Origin of the sequence: Mesorhizobium koreense, from assembly GCF_031656215.1 — a bacterium.
GTDB classification, from domain to species: domain Bacteria; phylum Pseudomonadota; class Alphaproteobacteria; order Rhizobiales; family Rhizobiaceae; genus Mesorhizobium_L; species Mesorhizobium_L koreense.
In genome coordinates, this window is record NZ_CP134228.1 from 1788042 (window position 1) to 1805779 (window position 17738).

At 59.7% G+C, this 17738-nt stretch carries 5 protein-coding genes and 1 pseudogene; 5 read left to right on the forward strand and 1 reads right to left on the reverse strand.

Annotated elements, in window-relative coordinates; translation table 11 throughout:
- Positions 1–417 precede the first annotated feature (417 nt).
- The 5 genes and pseudogenes from RBH77_RS08630 to RBH77_RS08650 all read left to right on the forward strand — a co-directional run bounded on the left by RBH77_RS08630 (position 418) and on the right by RBH77_RS08650 (position 16005).
- A pseudogene (locus tag RBH77_RS08630) lies at positions 418–1433 on the forward strand (IS110 family RNA-guided transposase).
- A gap of 441 nt (positions 1434–1874) precedes the next feature.
- Positions 1875–3572 (forward strand): hypothetical protein, encoded by a 1698-nt coding sequence (locus RBH77_RS08635; protein ID WP_311031710.1) that lies wholly within the window; start codon positions 1875–1877, stop codon positions 3570–3572.
- 16 nt (positions 3573–3588) lie between these two features.
- Positions 3589–4833, forward strand: coding sequence for a hypothetical protein (locus tag RBH77_RS08640; protein WP_311031711.1), 1245 nt, complete (start codon positions 3589–3591; stop codon positions 4831–4833).
- Positions 4834–4837: 4 nt separating this feature from the next.
- Positions 4838–10180: a hypothetical protein gene (locus RBH77_RS08645; RefSeq protein WP_311031712.1), complete on the forward strand. Its 5343-nt coding sequence runs from the start codon at positions 4838–4840 to the stop codon at positions 10178–10180.
- 11 nt (positions 10181–10191) lie between these two features.
- The gene (locus RBH77_RS08650) at positions 10192–16005 is read left to right on the forward strand and encodes a hypothetical protein (protein ID WP_311031713.1); all 5814 of its coding nucleotides are present in this window, start codon (positions 10192–10194) and stop codon (positions 16003–16005) included.
- A 220-nt stretch (positions 16006–16225) separates the two neighbouring features.
- Here RBH77_RS08650 and RBH77_RS08655 read toward each other — a convergent pair whose 3' ends face one another.
- Positions 16226–17707 (reverse strand): L-serine ammonia-lyase, encoded by a 1482-nt coding sequence (locus tag RBH77_RS08655; protein WP_311031714.1) that lies wholly within the window; start codon positions 17705–17707, stop codon positions 16226–16228.
- Between the last annotated feature and the right edge of the window lie 31 nt (positions 17708–17738).

Sequence of the window (17738 nt, forward strand, 5' to 3'; positions counted from 1 at the left end):
ACGGGTCGGCGACAGCCGAACGGGCGAGTGACCCGAGCCCCTATCCTCCTCCGGTTTGAGGGAGTCCTGGGCTCATTGAAACAAAGCCAGGCTTATCAAATACGACTCGTATCTCACCCGATTCCGACATCGGCGATTCCGGGTGCTAGGCTACCTGACGCTGTTCTTCTGTCCAGGCCCCCAGTCTTCTACCCAAGACTCCAGTCCCCCGGCGTAGACATCCAAGTGGGCTCCTCCGAATTCCGCTAGCACTGATCGGTATCGCTCGATTGTCTGAACGAAACCCCGTGTCCCTTGAGTAGGCCTCCGCTCTCCGCGAGCCGCTTTCTCGGCCTGACCTGATGGGGTGGACGGCCCCTGCACCAGCGTAGCTGTGCGATGATGCGGCCGTAGAGCCACGTCTAAAGGAGCCGTCCCATGCCGCAAGATATCGTCACCGTCGGACTCGATCTGGCAAAGAACGTGTTTCAAGTCCACGCGATTGACGAAGCCGGAGGCGTAGTGGTCCGCCGACAGCTCCGACGCAATGAGCTGCCGAAGTTCTTCGCCGCGCTCCCGCCGTGCCTCGTCGGGATGGAAGCCTGCGCCTCGGCGCACTATTGGGGTCGCGAGCTCATTAAGCTCGGCCATGAGGTGCGGCTGATGCCTCCAACTTACGTGAAGCCGTATGTGAAGCGAGGCAAGACCGATGCGGCCGACGCTGAAGCGATCTGCGAGGCGGTCGGCCGACGATGCGCTTCGTCGCGGTGAAGACGCCCGAGCAGCAAGCGGTGCTGATGCTTCATAAAATCCGAGATTTGCTGGTCCGGCAGCGAACCGGGCTCATCAACGCGCTCCGTGCTCACCTTGCCGAATATGGTATTATCAGCAGCAAAGGACCGGGCGGCGTCCCTGCCTCGATGACCGTTCTGCACGAGGCTCAGGAGCGATTGCCGTTTCATGCGCGATCGGCACTGCATGTTATCTGCGCGCAGCTTCGCGCACTGGCCGGTGCCATCGAGGGGCTCGAGGCGCAGATTCTCGCTTGGCATCGCGCCGACGATGCGAGCCGTCGGCTTGCCACTATCCCCGGCATAGGTCCGATCACCGCTTCAGCTATCGCGGCGGCTGTGCCGGACGCGACCATGTTCCGGTCGGGTCGACAGTTTGCGGCCTGGCTCGGCCTCACTCCGCGCCCGCACAGTTCGGGGGGCAAGGAGAAGCTCGGCGGCATCAGCAAACAGGGCGACGGCTACCTCCGGCGTCTGCTCGTCGTTGGCGCCACGGCGGTGATGCGCATGGCGCGCAAAGATGCGAGCCGGCAGCCGTGGGCAGCTCAGCTTCTCGACCGCAAGCCGGTGAAGATCGCAACTGTTGCCCTGGCCAACAAGACAGCGCGGATCGCCTGGGCGGTGATGGCGCGCAACGAGATCTATGTGGCAACTGCCGAGTGATTGTCATCCTCGCCACCATCTGAGCAGTGGCGAGGTAGTACAACGGGTAGCTCAGTGGTGATGACAGACCGGTCAGACCGGGGATCGCACAAGCCCAGGGGAGCAGAGCGCTTCGAGCGCGATGACGTGATTAGGGATGCGATCCGCGGAGTTCATCAGGGCTAGAACGCAAACAGAGCGCGATTGACACACTTCGCCGCCGAGATGCAAATTCGAATCAGTCGCTTCAAAGAACGCTGAGTCACGCTATTGCAGGTAATGTAAAGTAAGCGTAGTATATAAACAAATGCAATAAGAACAAGGCTGCCGCCACTGTATTGAGGGGATGGACAGCGAAAAAGGGGGGACTCTTGCGCTCCGTAACGGTGCGCAGGGCCATGCTGCCTTGCGTCGATCTCGCACCTCAATCCTTGCACTCGGCACATTGCAGCGGAGAGTCGTGTGGTTGACCTCGCGGATCGCCTCGCTGCAGTGGGCTTCAATCTGTTCTTCGCCGGTGATGGCGCAGGAGCGAACGCCACTTGGTTACGGCATGCGGTTCGCGAGTTCCAAATCTATGCGTCGGGACCGCGCGTTGCCCAAGAAGTGATGGGGCCAGCACCTCGAAGGTGGCTTGACAGACTTCAGGCTGTTGCCAATCAGCATATCTACAATGGCCCCAAAGACGGAGACGAGAACGCTGCGGGCTTCATGACTTGTCTCGCGGCATGGGAAACCGAGCGGTACCGCTGCCCTGTCGTGGTTGATGTGTTCTGTCGCAATAAGGGCAAACTGGAACACATCGAGAAGGCAGACGAGCCGATCTACGGGAACTACTGGCGATTTGACGATCCGCGCCTTGTCGCGTTCCACGAGGGAAAGAAAACGCAACTCAAGCGCCTTGTCGTTCGTGTTTGCGATCTCACGGAGCTCTTTCGTCCGGCGCATGAAACCGCGCCGGACAAGATGGAGCCGAGCGGCGGTATCGCGATTTTCAGCAAGGACTGGCAGGGCGGCTATGTTCGCCATGGCAGCGATGCGGACGAGATACTTCCAGAGACACTGATAGGAGTGGATTGGGGTTCGATCACAAAGGCCGAAACCAAAGCGACCTTCCGAGTTCTTCGCGCGATTTCTGAAATCGAGTCGGGAGGCCGGTTCGACGGGATCAACGGTTACGATGATGCAGCAATTTCCTGCGGACCTTACAATTGGGCGCTTGCCCCAGCGCGCGGCGCCAAACCCAGCAAGCCGGACGCAGTCGCTGGGGCAGGGGAGCTAGCGCCTTATCTCGCATACTGGGCAGGACGAGAGGCGACCGACGCCAAAGCGAAATTCTTCGATCCATTAGGTGTGTCGCTGAAACCCGACTGGCCTGCTGGTTCGGCAGGGCCGAAGAAGCCAAGTTGGCCAAGCACCAGGAACTACATCGGTCGGATCGATTGGGCGCCACTTGATAATGACCCGCAGGATTCCGGCAAAAAGCGGCTTGATGACTTGCAGTGGATGCACACCACTCACTGGTTCTGGCGCTGGTTGGCCCTCAGCCGCTACGTGCCCAGCTATCGCAAGCGACAGTGGGATTTGGGTCGTGCGCGCATTCGCGACATTCTCGCCTTCGAGATCGACCCTGCCGACCGACCCGGCAAACCCGCGGGTTCAAAGAAAGTTCGTCTGTCGAAAATGTTCACATCGGAGGTCGCCGTCGCACTGCTTGTGCGATGCCACGTTCGGTGGGCCAGTTTCCTTTCGCAACCCTCCTTCCGTGGGCCGAGCCTGCGGCTTGCGCTGGCCTTCGCAAATCTCCCCACAAACGTCGGAAAATGGGGAGACGCCGAGCAAGCCCAGCTCATCGAGGCTGTGATCGCAGCCTGCGCCTTCAATGGGCTCACTAGCGCTGAGAAGAAAGAGCTGAAAGGCAAACTGGACGAACTGCACGAGCATCGGAGTCGGCTCGCGAAGAGGCCACTCACGAGTGACAAGCTCTACGCGGATTGCCGGGCGCTCGCTGAATGGCCAAAGGCAGCGGAATACCGCTGGAACTATGCGAAGCCGCCGGCCGGAAAGTACGCGCTTCAGAAAGGCGTCTGTAGTCCAGCGCTCTCTAAAACAACGTCTTCGTTCAAACTTGATGAGGCCGGTCTGCCGCCGATGCCTTGATATAGGAGAGCGCCTCGTGTCCTCACCGGCTTCCAACGTCCGTCACGGCACTCTCCATAAGGGATTGGCAGCCCTCCTGATCGCAATTCTCGCGACGGGTTGCGCCGCAGGAAACCTCTCGCCCACAACGGTCGTCGGACCGGAAACCATCACGGATCGCCAGTACGGCGCCGAGGCATTCGATAATCGCCGCTGCTTTCACTACGGCGGTCGCCCCAGCTCCGGACCCAGCGTGCTTCCCGGCGATCGCATGCGTCTAGCAATCTGGTCGGCCGGCACGCAGGACCTCGACAACAAAAATACCCATCCGCCGATCGTTCGAACAATCGATGTCCGATTGCGAGAGGTGAATCCGTCAGGTGGGCATCTGGATGTCGACGAGCAGCAGACACTTGCGACATTTCTCCAGGTCAATCGCTCAAGAGCGTGGGTCGAGGACGCCGGCAGCGAGGGTGATGGCCTTACCCGCCCCGAGCGACAGAAGTTGGCGGAAGCGTTGAAGATGCATGAGGCGGCCGTGTGGAACGCCTTTGTTGGCAGTCTTTGCGTCAAGTCGATTGTTCGCTCCAAGAATGCAGGCGCAGCTGCACGTGCGGCGCCTGTGCTAGCGGTTCAGGCAGACATCCGCGCCCTATGCCGCGCGCTGCCAGGCCGGCAAAATCGGCAAAGCTTCGCTCGTGCTTTCCTGGTCACCGATGGGTCGGACGGCGAATATCTGAAAGGGTGCGGCGCAGCACACCTAACGCGTGAGCCGATGACTATCTTCGGGGTCCGCGGCGATACCGCTCTTGGAAGCTGGGCGTCCGCAGCGCTCGCCGCGAATCCGGGAGAAGCTGACAACTACTACGCCCAGGAGTGGGTGCTTGCGTCTCCCAAAACACTACAGGGAACGATCGAGTTCGACGCGGTCGCGCCGTTCCAAACAGATCCTCCGACCTGGTCCTTGAAAGAATGGGAAAACGCAGGAATCTGCGGACGTCCGGCCGAACTCAAGATCAAGGCGCTGCGGCTGCGCGGCAGCAGTCAGCAATTTCGGATTGTCGACGATCCCAACTTCGAAACGACTCATAACGTCGTGCTCGCGAATGCAAAACGCGACCTCGTTACTTTGCACAAACAGATCTTCAACTGGAGTCTGCCGGTCACCGTGCTTTCCGTGCTGACCGCCGCAGACGTCGACGAGTTGATTTGGGCTTCCGACAGAACACCGGAGTCGAAAACGGTATCGCCAACGGGCTGCGTCGCGAGACGGGAAGGCTAAAGACATGGGTGCATTGACGCTCTTTGCCAAGGTCTACGAGGTTGACGGAACAGCGCGCGATTACCCACTTGGCTCCGCGAAGCTGTCCTTGCAGCTCATAGCCGGTCCCGCCGTACGAGTCTGGATTAACGGTCCCTTCGCGGGCCTGATCTTCAAGCAACTCACCTTCGATCTTAAATGCCGCGTGGCAGGCAATGACATAGAACTCTTGGTCGGGAACGCAACTTGGGCAGGAACTGTTGATTTCAAGCTCGGTCCGTCGACGATCCCCTTGGGCTTTACCAAAATTACAGTTCCCGCACCGGACCAGCAACTGGGCGTGGTTCTAGTCACACCTCGCGCCTACGAATTCAGATCCGCCGCTACAACCGCAGACAGAGGCTGGCTCAAATCCTCGGAATGGATGCTCGACTGGACCTCGACGCTGATGTCTCCCGACGCATCGAAGGGCGATGTCGAGATATGGCCGCGCGGGGGTGCGCCTTACCTGACCATCAAGGACCGGTTCAGCAAGACGCCGACCGGGACGCAAGTGATACAGGAATTCGTCGTCGAGCGGCTGCGCATGTCTGACGACGCCTTCGACGTACTGTTTTGGCCGCGTTCGAACGCCATTTATCTGAACGCCGATGTGCTCGACCCAACCCGCCAACTCGATGACAGGGAGAACGGCTTCCACTTCCAGCACGTTGTTTCCGAGGCGCACCTCGTCACCCACATGGAATTCAAGACAGGCACATGGGTCAACGGCGGTTGGTCAATTGTTGCGGCCGAGCGAGGGGAAGCAATGCGGCTCGCCACGCCGGCTCTCATGGACGAGCACGGCCATCCATTGATCTTCTCGATTGAAGACCGGTTGCCGCTCAGCGGGCGCCAGGGCCACGTCAAACCGACAGTCGATCCGCAAGGGGAGACTAATCAGGCCATTGTGATCGGAGACTCGATGCAGGATCTCCACATGACCGCCCGAGTGGAAACCGTCGATCCGGTGGCTCTCTATAATGCGGCGCGAAAACCGCAATCGTTGAAGAACAAGCGGCTGCAGCCCCCATACTGGGTTCAGGGCCGGTCGACGCTGCTGCAAGGCAAACGGCCGCGCGAGATTTTGGGCTTCGCAGCAGACGCTACCTTGATTTTCGACGCACCCGCGCCGAAAGGCGCCGTGGGGGCAAGAAATCCTCAAGTGGTGACCCTCCATTTCAAGCCGGTCAGAGACAGGTCGAACGGCCTGCGCTTCATGTTCCCGACAGCCGAAATCCCTCTGCAGACATCAGGCGCGCAGGCGACGGCTTTCGCGATGCAATTGCCCGAGCAGGCGACCTACCAGACCCGCGCTGGCGTCAAGACGTTGGAGGTCTCTCGCCGAGTCGCAATCGCCAGTCGGCCCACCCTGGTGCTGCCCATGCTTGATCCGAAATGGGCCTTCTCGAATCTGGGAAGCGCCCCGAATCCAACGGATGGCCTTGCGGAGAAAGGAGCCAGATGGCTGCAGCAGATCAATCAAGACATGCGGGATGCGTTCTCGAAGCCCGATCCGACGGACTATGAACATATCGAAGGGCTGCGTGTCGCGCCGAACCAATTGCCCTTCCTGCGCGTGCTCGCCCCGGCCCCGACGACAACCCGCACTGCAAATGGCGCGTTCGATCGTCGTTCGGTTGGGCAAGCCGCCACAGTGCTTGCCAGCGGCAAACAGCCAATGAGATCGGGCGCCCTGACCGTATGGTCCGCTTCAACAACCCCAAATGATTCCGCCAACTTCCTGTTCGGAGGGCCATCCGCCGAAAGCCTTATTGAACGAGTTCGGGCAAAGGCTGCCGCCAGCACTGATCCGTTCCAACAGCCAGCTAAGGCGCTTGCCGCGGGCCGAACCGCATTCGACGGCCCGCTCGAAAGCTTCTACTGGTTCTGGACCGGTGACCCACGCGGCAATCCGCCAGCAGGCTGGCAAGCGGCCCGCCAACATCTTTGGGACTACCTCGTCGGACTCAGACCGGTTCTGCCAAGCCCAGACGACTGGAGTTTCGACGATCTCATCGAGGCGTCGGAGCGTCTCGAATCTGCTCGCGGCGCTCTCGCACGCAATCCGCCAGATATTCTTGGCTTCGACGTTTATGACGAAGCCCTCAAGGAAGCCTCGCCGGATGAGATCGGCGAACTGCTGGATCCGGATCGCGGGAGCGGGCTGCTCGACCGGTTGCTGCAGTTCGCGTATGCGCCTCCCACTATGGAGCTTGCGAACAGGGCGATTGCTGCTCTCGGGTCAAAAACATTGGCGGACGACCGCGCCATTCTCGAAACATTTATCACCGACCAACTCACGAATGCGGTGAACGACTACTTCAAGGGCCTAAAAGAGGCGCCGCAAGGCTTCCTGGCAGAGCTTCTCCAAGGTCTTCCTCCCATCTTCGAATTCGCACAGGCGATCTGGCAGAATCGTGACCAACTGGCCGGCGAAATGCGCGATCAACTTATCGATCTCGCCGCTCGCTATGGCGCCGAACTAACACATGAAGTCTATTCCGAGCTTTTGAAAGTCGCGGACGACGCCGAGACGTTCGCGCAAATTCTGCGCGATATGGGCGTGCCGCTGGCCCGATTGGCCGACCTCGCCGGCGAGCCGCCGGACTACCTGATCATCTCCCGCCGCCTCCGCCGCCCCGATTCAGGGGACCCCAATGCCGATTCCACACGCCTTCATCCGCTTGATCGCGTTGCCGCGCTTTGGAATCATCGATTTGATTTCTGCACTTTCGGTGGCGGCAAGGCGTGGGACATGTTCCTCGATGACCAAACCACCTTGATCATCAAACTCGGCGGTGCGCGCGGGTTCCCCGAAATACTCAGGGAAGCGACAAACGCCTACGCGGATAATGGGCGCGCGGATCCTTTTATGCTTGATCCGCAACAGGGCGACGATCCTGTCGCCGCATTTGTCGGCCTCTTGCCTGACGAGTTGCAGCTTAAGGAGTGGCGCGGAACGCTCATCATCAATCCCAAAATCGACCTCGATCGTGATCCGGTACTGAAGACGCTTTGCGGCTTCTCCCATATCGCTGCGCGTTTCGCGGCGGTAGGCGGGCGCGCCCCCGAAGGTTCGCTGCCGGTGAATCTGGATGTCTGGGGACGGATCGAGAAAGTCGCTGAAGTAGCCGGCTGGACCAGCGATGAGGGCGAGCCCCAGAACGCGCCGCCAACTTGGGGCAACGCCGATGTCGCGTGGTCGCTCATACGCTTCTCCGCGACCGTGAAGGGCACAACGATTCTGAGCGGCGATATTTCGTTCAAGCTCGACATTCGCGAGCTCTTCGGTCGGCGCTTCGATTGGGACCCGATCACCGTTTCCGGTACATTGCCTCCGACTACCGGATCAGTGACGGGCAAACCGCGTGATTTCACTTTCGCTGCGACTTTCGACATGCCGCGGAGCCTGGAAATTGATGTCGCTTTCATTGACCAGGTAAAGCTCAGGGGCATTCGTGTAGGCTCCCACGACGGCGATACCACACTTGATATCGACGCCGACATCATCTGCCAGGACTACAGTCTTGGCGCGTTCAGCTTCGAGGCGTCCCAGCCGCTCAAGCTTTCTGATTTTCGGATCCGCATTCCGGAAGTTGAAGGAGGGCGGGCCATCGCGATGGGACTTATGCGCGGGCTGTCTTTCGACCTTCGTGGCATCCGCTTTCCCCTGGCCGACCCGCGTAGGATCACTATAGCGGGGCTGGATATCCGGCCCGTCGGCGTGGGAATGTTACGGGGCAAATCGGACGAGATAAGGTCACGCCTTGCCGCCGAGACTGTGCCATTGGTCGAACCGACATTCGTGGGAGGTTCCGCCGACAGCCATTATGGCTATCCCTACTTTGATACGCGAATTGAATTTGGTCGGACGCCAACGCTCGACGGCGCTGGGCAATTTTCCCTCGTCGCTCGCGCCGGCGTCTCGGTCGCGTCTTCCAACGATCCGACACAACTGCCACAGTTCGGAAAGCCAGGGGTCGGCCTCGCGTCTCTGACCGGGCGCAACTTGAAGATATCGCTGTTTCGCCTTCTCACCGTCGAATTTGAGGAAATCGATGCCGGCGTGTTCACGCTCGCCGACGGCAAGAACGCGGGTGCAGTCTGGGCTGATGGTTTCAACCTCAGCCTCCTGTCCTGGCAGCTTTTCAAGAACGAGGATGACGCCGGGAAGAAGAAGGCGAGAACGCTCGTTTACGCGCACGATACCACGGATGCCAGGAATCGCGGCTTTCTCGCCTGGTATGCTTCGCCCGGCGCAGCCGACGGATTCTTCAAGCTCCAATGGCTGCTGATCGCGCAAAATATCAGTCTAGACCCCAAACTCCTCAATGGATTGCTCGACCTGACAAAAGCCGATCTGGCGAACGAAATCAAAGCGATTCAGGCGCTGAAGTATAAAGACAAGCTCAACTTCAAGCTCGATCGCGACTTCGGTTGGCTTTTTGGTATTCGCTTTGAACTCGGCGAGCTTTTCAAACCATGCGCGCTGATTTTCCACGACGGCGTCTACTACGGCGTTAGGCTCGGGGGTCCCATCGCTAAGCTGATCACCGGCGAGGATGACATCAGTCTCGCCTATATCCCCGGTGACACGCCGCAGGTCGATCGCTTCCGCGTCGCGTTGCGAATCGCCGCCCTGGACCTGATGGGCGTGATGGAGTCGGGCGAGATCGCGCTCGAATGGAATCCGGCATGGGACTTCCTTATCGATCTCGGTCAGCCGTGGCGTGGCCCTGATGGGTATATGTGGGAGCGGGCCTTCTCCATTCCCATGGGAGTTTACGAGGCGAAATTCGGCTTTTTCGTCGAGAAGCGTACGTCGCTCAAGCCGCCAGACGGATTGCCGCCAGCGCCAGCCGGATACCAGGACATCACGCTTTCCGCAGGCGCGGGTTTCTATTTCGGCTACGCCTTCTCGACTCCCAGATCGATCGCCTGGGTCAGAGCCGGCATCGGGGTCTTTGGCATTTTGGTCGGCTCAGCCACTCTGCGCGCGCCACAGAACATCGGCAACAATCCACTCGCGCTCCTGAAGACATCGCTTGCAAAACTCAGCGTCACGGGCGTCCTCGGTGTCTACGCTTATGGCGAGGGCGGCGTCGATGTGTGGATCCTGTCAGCTCGGTTTCGCGTGTCGGCGCAGGCATTCGTTGAGGTCGTGCTCGTCTATATTCCGAACGCGCGCAGCTATCTCACATACAATGCCACACTCGCTGCGGCCTACAGCGCCTCAGTTCGTGTCGGCTCGGGCATATTCAGTTGGACTTTCAGCGTCTCCGGTGCCGTGCAGATGTCGATCTCCGGCAGCGCAGCTTTCGGCTAGGGAGTTCTTGCGTGGCCAAGCTCTTTTTCTCGATACACCAGCATCAACCGCGCTTACTGGCGACCACGCCTCCGGGCGACGAAACCTATCCGCACGATGCAGACGTCACCTATCTTGTGCTCCAACCCTTCGTGCTGGAGCCCGCACTGGGCAGTCCCACCGGCAACCAGATTCTCGCACGCGACTATCTACAGACGTGGTCGGCCGCCAAACTCGTATCAGACGGAGTTTACCTGGCGGGCCCGGACGAAGTTAAGCTGATCAATTCCGGCACCGTGAGGCCCTGCCCAGTTCCCCTGCCGCCGGGCACGCAGTTATCCGTCAATTTAAATGTGCTTACGCGATTAGGCGTCACCAGGACTTGGACAGATTATCGCCCGCTAGGCCTCCAGCCCCAGCCCGCTATTGGTCAATGGGATCAACTGGATGGCGACCCGGACGGAGGGTGGCCAGCCTTCGCCGCGCTTTCGAATGCTCTGCCGCCTGTGCGAACTTGGGCCGAGCTCGACGGCGGCGGGCAGTGGAGTTCGCAAAAGGAGGCTGCGTTTCAGGGACTGCTGGCGGTTTTTTCGGTCATGGCCGTCGCCTGGGCCGACAAAGATCCCACGCGAAGCGACGATCGCGACCTTGTCTGGACGGAGGTCGTCAAACCGCTGCTGAAACCGGCATCTCCAAAGCTGCCCACACCTCTCAGCGATGTGGAGGCCTGGCGCAAGCATCTGGAAAAGAAACGCGCCGGCGGAGGTACGAATGGCTCCTGGGCATATGACTTGCTGCTTCCTATCGCGAAGCGTGACATCCCGATCCAACCGCGCGATCCTGTTATCAGCCTGCCGGGCTTTCAGTGGACGGTCGACGGCGTTCGCACCCGCCCCGATCTGTTCCTCGAACAAGGGCAAGCGGAGCGCGGCTATCTCGATGCGCTTTGGAGCGAATTGAAAGGCTTGGCAACCGCCGAGGCCAATGCCGGCGGAAATACCGATATGCCGATCAATCAGATGCTCGGACGGCTCTTCGGATTCGGCGAACGCCTGGCATGGCCGCTCTCACGCGTGGACGGAGGCCTTGCAGCCTCCAAGCGCATCATGGCGCTCCGCACCGACCTGTCGCACATCACGGTACCCAATGGGATCGACGGCAAAGCCTGGCTCGCGACCAACGTCCCTTCCCTGGCGGGGCTAGTCCTCAGAATCCCCTGGGACGTGAACGATCCGATAACCACCATCGTCGACTGCCAGATGCTGATTGGCGGCAGGGCGGTCGAGCAAAACACTGACGCGCTTAAGAAATTGCTGCAGGAGGGTCTCGACGAACTGGCGAAGGTTCCTGCAAGAACTCCAGGCTTGGCCGAGGCTATCCTCAGCGGGCCCGCCGGTGAGCAGCCGACCCCTGCCGCCAGTCCTGACCGCATAATTTTCTTTGCCGCGCGCAAGGGTCCGATGCAGCGCCTTGAGGGCCATACGCCTGTCAACCGCGTCCTTTATGCCGCTCCTGAAGCGCTGCTGGACGTCGTCGACAACGTTCAGAGGTTTGTGGACCGCGGGCGAGACGGCACCGTAATCCGAAACGCGCCACGCAGGGCATTGTTTCGGGACGAGCTCCTGAATGAAGGCGACGTGCTGCCCCCCAAGATCGACGGAAAGGACGTGCACGCCTGGCATCGCCGTCAGGTCGAACTTTCACCGCGCCGCCTGACCGGCAGCAAAGGCATAGCCTACGCGCTGCGGCTGGTGGAGCAGGTGCACCCCGACGAGTCTATCGTCAACAACTGGATCGCCGCCCTCGGTACCGGCGCAAGTTTTCCTGAGGCTTGGCTTTGGGTGCGCACATCGGACAAGGGGAAGGGCGGCGAGCTGCAACTTGCGCCAGCAACGCTTGGCCGCGACGCAGACGGCGCGGCGTTAGTCTTCGATCCCGACCCAAAGACCGCGGGCTCGCTGTCAGAAATATTGGGCTATGACCCGGCGCAAGCGAAAGCGTTTCAGGTCGAAATCGCATTCCGGACGACCAACGATACTTCTCAAATTTTTGACGTGGTAGAGTGGCCCTCTGGCGTAGCCTCGACTCCGCCGGATCTCATCTTGACCAAAGCGCCGCTGACACGCCTATCCCGGTCAGTCGATCGCCTCGCTGGCGCGATCACGATCACTTGGCCGGTCGATTTCGATCCTGACTATGGCTTTGCTAAGCGCACTCATCCGGACATTCAGGCCGTGCAATTTTCGGAGGCTAACAAGCTCCGGCTCAAGCTCGCGTTGCCAATCAAAGGCATGGTCAGAAATCTCTCGGATCCTGATGCGCAACTGCCGCTGCCTGAAAACGATCCGAAGCTCGATCGCCCTTGGGCGCATAGAGGACCGGTCGCCCCGACCGGCCCGCAGGCATGGTACTGGCTTGCCGAGCACTTCGATCAGGAAGCCGCACGAAACGACGACGAAGGCGAAGAGACGCGCTTTCAGCTCTGGAATGCAGCGGGCAAGCCACTCGCGCTTTCCGGCTACCTCGAGCACCAGCTCGGACACCGGGTCGGCTTGACGCTGCCGAACGTCGACTTGCGGCGATCGGTGGACGTCGTCAGCCCAGCCGACATCATGGTCCCTGAACGCAAAAACTCCGGTAAGGCTGATGAGACGAATAGTCGCGAGCCGCTCCTTGAGCTCATCGAGGTTGGCCCGTCAGGTAAGGCCGAGATCAAGATCGTCGTTCGTCGCGAAGCGCTAAAACTCGCCTTCGAACAGTACAACACCAACACCCCCGGCCCACTCCGAAATTTCTATCGAGCTCTGGCGGAGCTTCGCGACAGTCTTGATCGAGGCAATGTCGAGCTTGCGATCGAGTCCTGGGTCTATGACAACGCGGCCGTGATCGGATCAGGCGCACATGCAACGCTCGCTCTAGGCATGCGGCCTGCGTCCGTGACGACCGTTGCGATACAAAGCGTAGCGGGCACCGACCTTCAGAAGCTCTTCTCCGCGCTCGATGGCACCTTCGCCAAATTCGAAAAGCTCTGCGAGACGCTGTCGACGAAAGCGGATCACCTGGCGGCTCTTTATGTCGCACCAAGCAGCACGTTCGATCAAACGGCCTCCATGCTCCGTGCGCGTCTGACCTTGACACGTCCTGACGACGTTCGTGCCGAGAGTGATTGGGCAAAAGGTGGCTTAATTCCGCTCGCTGCTGACGGACCTGAGGCCGGAAGCGGTCTCGCGAAAACCGCCCTTGATGATCTGACCCTCTACCTATCTGCGCCAACCTCGCGCCTGTTCACATCGACGACCTGGATTGAGGCCCAGGACCCTAATCCCGGTCAGCGGCCTGCGTTGCGCGGAATGGGTCCGGGTGCCACCAAGTTTCTGGCGCCGATAGCTCCGACGCCGCCGGTGGACCGTGTGGCCGACCTCTTCTTCATGCCGCACGCTTTCGTGTTGCCGAACGCGCATCCGGTGCTTGCGGATCGTCGCGCGACCATCGACTTTCTCGATTTTCTCCTGCGCCTCACAGAGGACATTCTTCAAGGTCGCCCGATCGGCGACCGCGTGAATTTGATTGATGAACTGACAGCGGCTGACGCTGTCCTGCTTCGCCGAACCCTGCGCTCCATCCTTGAACAAGAGCCCGGCGGCGCCGTCGAGCGTATGATGAAGCTCTATAGCCGTGTCGACGTTCCGCCGGCAACGGCCGGCAGCACACCTGCGCAGCAACTGCACTGGCACGCCGGCGAGGTGCTGAATTCCTTGTCCGACCTCGCTAAACCGCCGCACAAACTGGTGCGCGAGAAACTCCTCGCATCGCCTTCGCTCTTTACGAGCTTGCGCGCCATAGGCGTCGGCGTCTTCAACCGTAAGCTCGTGCGAGCAGCCGATCCCACTCCCGCAGTCAATCACTCCACCTTCAGCAGCGAGTTGATCGAGCTTGGCGTCATGAAGCGTCTAATCGACGATCAAGACAGGGTGACGGAAGATAGCGACAAGTTTCCCGCGTCTGACTTCCAGGGCGCAATCCTCAAGGGCGAACCGGCCTACTATTTCGCCGATCTACTTCCTGATCGCGTTTACGACGATCTAATCGAAATCAAGCCTAACACCTATCGCGGCGTTGATCCGAACGATGGTGATCTTTTCGGACTTCCGAGGAGTATCAACGACGTCCTGGCCGCCGACTTTGTGACAGCGGTTCGAGGAGAGGACATCCTGTCCCCTCCGGTCAATCGAGGCATCGCTGCCAACGTCGTGCATGTCTTCCCCGATTGGCGTTTGAAAGAAACAAACCCCAATGGCTCGCAGGACCTGCGGACCTTTTATCTCCTGCCCGAGCGCTTGCCGCCGCCCCGCGCTCGCAGCGTGGATGCGTTTCTGGGCGATAAAGTCTGGAGTAGCACACCCGTTTTCCTCGACTTCAAGGGTGCTCCGGGGACACCCCCTCGAGTGAGTCCCAATGCCAAATGGCCAATCCAATACGATCGCGATGTCCATAAGGACCTGAAAGCGGTAACCGTCAAATCCGCCACGGGCCCAGCGAAAAGCTACAAACGCATCGAGAAGGCCAAATCATCGACCGGCCCGGCCCGCTATCTTCCCAGTATCGTCGCCACGGCGGGGCCGTTGACGGCCGGGTGGCATTTGCTCACCACCAGCATCTCTCATTTCTGGTTTGAGCTCGACCTGCAGAAGCCAAGCGAAAACTGGTCAGTCAACCTCGAAGACGACACCTACGAGGTTGAGGTGGAGATGTGGAAGGGCGCTCCGCCGACAGAGCCTGAAGAGTCTGTTTCCCGGCCCGACAGCAACGACAAATTGCTTCAGGCGTTCCGAAGGCTCCGCCAGACCTCTCAGACCACCCCGCCGCCGCCGCCCCAGGTTACGCGGGCGGACTTGGAGAAGAGCCTTGATGCTTGGTTCCGATCCGGTCAGGAAGGCGCAACCTTGCTTGAGCTTCCAAATTCTGCTGCAAACAAGTTATCCGACGCTGAGCGCGTACGGACGTTCAGGATTACACGCCCGCCCGCAGGGGGGGCATGGAGCTTGAGTGAGACCATAGGCAAAGGGGCGATCGACGGGATCGGCGCCGTCGTCGCGTTCGAAGTGCTCGCCCGCACCAGGCCCGATGCGACATCCGGCCCGCGCTATGATGACATCGTTCCGCCGGAGCTCGCATCGGTACTGATAAGGGTCTCAGTGCTCGACACGCCATCCCTCGTCAGCCGTGCACGATTGCGCGTGGTCAGGAATTGGCGCGACGTCGGAAATGACGGCATTCCCGATATAGCCCCACAGTTCTTCCTCGGCGAGCGGTTCTCGTCCTGGAAATCAGAGGGGCGCACGCCTGTCGTAATAGACGAGGCGGCTTTCACCAAAGGCAAAGTGCCGGCGGAAGGCAGGGAGGTCAGGGCGCACGACGTCAATGCGTTGGCCAATTGGATTAGCGCCATTGATGACCTTGGTGCAACCGTCGATCACGGAACCGATCTCGTGACCACCCTGAACGCCAAGGTCTTCGTCAACACCGATACGGGTAATCAAGAGAGCCTCTGGGAACCGTGGATGACGACAGCCGACTTCGAAGTCAACGGCATGGTCGTCCGATCCCTTCCCGATCTGAGTTTCCTGTTCGGGAGTGGCACGAATTCCCTAACGTTCGACATGCGCCAGCTCTCGCTGACAGGAGATCCGCTGGCAGCAGTGGCAGGAGACAAACTTGCCGATCTGATGTCAAAACTGCGACCGTCACGGGTGAGAAGCGACCACCCACTCTTAATGCTCGTCTGGCGCGATCAACAGAAGATGCCTGTCTTAGAGCTATCGCTGCCACTCAACCTCAAACCGTAAGTATCGTTCAAACTCCGACAGGAAAAGCTCCACGATGGTTATGGAAACGCTCTAACACTACGCGGTCTACCTTCGAAACGTAGTGTCGAAGGTGTCGGGTAAGGCAGTACCGAAACGCGAGGACAAGCGTAGTTCGCCTTGCCACAAGAGCTGACCGCGACAGGACTTCCAAGGGGTTTTGGTGACCAATGCCGCCGCAAGGGCATTCCTCACGGCATTGCTACTCGGTAAGGGCCCTCATCTCTTTCCGGGCCGCCTCCGCACGGAACTCAAGATATTTGGCCAGATCGGCGAGATGAATACCTTTCGCGCATTTCTGACTCTCCTCAATCCGCACGAGCGGAAGAGCAATCTCGCCCCTAGAGATTTTTCGTACCAACTTTGCGGGCGTCAGGTGGAAGAAGTAATCCCGGCAGACGTCGTCGATCGGAATGATCGCCTTACCGTGCAGAGCAAGTGAGGCTGCAGCCACAGCTTTCGTGGCGCCGATACCATTGCGCTCGATACAGGGCACTTGGACTAGGCCGGCGACCGGATCGCAGGTCATGCCAAGATGGTGCTCGAGCGCGATCTCGGCGGCGTTCTCGATATGCTCATGTGTGCCGCCGAGCACCGCGCAAAGACCGGCAGCGGCCATCGCAGCGGCCGAGCCAACTTCGCCCTGGCATCCGGCTTCCGCGCCAGAAATCGACGCGTTATGCTTGATCAGCCCGCCGATCGCTGCTGCCGTCAGAAGGAAATCTGAAACCTTGCTGGGATCCGCTCCACTGCAGTGATCCAGGTAGTATCGGAGCACAGCAGGAACGACGCCGGCTGCGCCGTTTGTGGGCGCCGTCACGATCTTGCCGCCCGCCGCGTTTTCCTCGTTGACTGCCATGGCATAAACGCTAAGCCAGTCAGTCGCTGAATGTGGCTGGCCACTATTTGTCCGACGCTCGGCTAGCAGTTGCTGATGGATCTTTTTTGCCCTGCGGCGCACCTGCAAGCCGCCTGGCAATTCGCCTTCCCGACTAAGGCCCCGGTCGATGCAGCTATCCATCACCGACGCGATTCGACCAATTCCGGCGTCAACCTCTTCCGGCGTGCGAATGCAGATCTCATTCTCCCTCTTCATCGCGGCAACCGATAGCCCGCTTTGACGCGCCATGCGAAGCATCATAGCTGAGTTTTCAAACGGACACGGCCAAGGCGCCAAATCAGCAGCGACAGCTCCTTTTGGCATTTCGCGCTCGGCCGCCGTGACTACAAAACCTCCGCCGATCGAATAGTAGGTTTCAGAAAGCAGTGCGGCCCCGGTGGAATCCATCGCGGCAAATACAAGTCCATTCGCATGACCCGGTAAAGGAGGACCGAAGTCAAACGCGATATCACTTTCGGGGTCGAACGAGAGAACTGGAAGCCCCTTGGGCCGTAGGGTTTTCGTTTCGTAAAGCGTTTGGAGTTGACGTTCCGCCACATCGGGCTCGATCTCCGCAGGTCGCCAGCCGAGAAGGCCCAGCGCCACTGCGCGATCTGTCGCATGTCCTTTTCCCGTGAAAGCAAGTGATCCGTGGAGCGATACTCTTAGTCGAACGACGCGGTAGCACACCGGGTTCTGATTTAGTAGATCCAGGAAGCTCGCAGCCGCCGTCATCGGTCCCATAGTATGAGATGAAGAAGGACCAATACCGATCTTGAAGATGTCGAGAATACTTAGAAACATTTCACGCCTCATCACGACGTTGATGTATGTT

What these genes read in the sequence shown, in the direction of transcription:
- RBH77_RS08645 (WP_311031712.1), top strand. Translation starts at nt 4,838, where the DNA reads ATGGGTGCATTGACGCTCTTTGCCAAGGTCTACGAGGTTGACGGAACA.
- RBH77_RS08655 (WP_311031714.1), bottom strand. Translation starts at nt 17,707, where the DNA reads ATGTTTCTAAGTATTCTCGACATCTTCAAGATCGGTATTGGTCCTTCT.